We start from the raw sequence: 686 nt of genomic DNA, 5'->3' as shown, positions 1-686 counted from the left end.
CAGAGTTCGCGGCGGGTGTCCGGGTCCATGTAGGGGGCGGGGGCGCGCTCCACCACTTTCTGGTTGCGCCGCTGCACCGAGCAGTCGCGCTCGAACAGGTGAACGAGGTTGCCGTGCTTGTCGCCCATCACCTGCACTTCCACATGGCGGGCGCGGCGCACCAGTTTTTCCAGGTAGACCTCGTCATTGCCAAAGGCGGCCAGGGCCTCGCGCTGGGCCAGCTCTTTCATGGGGGCCAGGTCGGCCTCGGTCTCGATCACGCGCATGCCCCGGCCGCCACCGCCCCAGCTGGCCTTGAGCATCAGCGGGTAGCCCACTTCCAGCGCCATCTTTTTGGCTACCTCGATGTCATCGGGCAAGGCCGTGGTGGCGGGCACCACCGGCACGTTCGCAGCCACCGCCACGGCACGCGCCGCCACCTTGTTGCCCAGCGTGCGCATCACATCGCCGTTGGGGCCAATGAAGGCCACACCGGCAGCCACACAGGCGTCGGCAAAGTCGGGGTTCTCACTCAGGAAACCATAGCCGGGGTGGATGGCGTCCACATCGGCTTCCTTGGCAATGCGGATGATGTCGGCAATGTCCAGGTAGGCCGAGATCGGCTTCTTGCCCGCACCCACCAGGTACGACTCATCGGCCTTGAAGCGGTGCAGGGCGAAGCGGTCTTCGTTGCTGTAGATGGCCAC

At 65.9% G+C, this 686-nt stretch carries 1 protein-coding gene; it reads right to left on the bottom strand.

Going from position 1 to position 686, the window contains the following annotated elements; all coding sequences use genetic code 11:
* Positions 1 to 686, bottom strand: a 686-nt coding sequence (locus tag DIC66_RS22775) for an ATP-binding protein (RefSeq protein ID WP_117180459.1), incomplete at both ends; no start/stop codon positions are given.

Origin of the sequence: Rhodoferax lacus (assembly GCF_003415675.1) — a bacterium.
Lineage (GTDB): Bacteria > Pseudomonadota > Gammaproteobacteria > Burkholderiales > Burkholderiaceae_C > Allorhodoferax > Allorhodoferax lacus.
The sequence above is the reverse complement of the archived record's forward strand: the minus strand, read 5'-3'. Positions and strand labels throughout refer to the sequence as shown.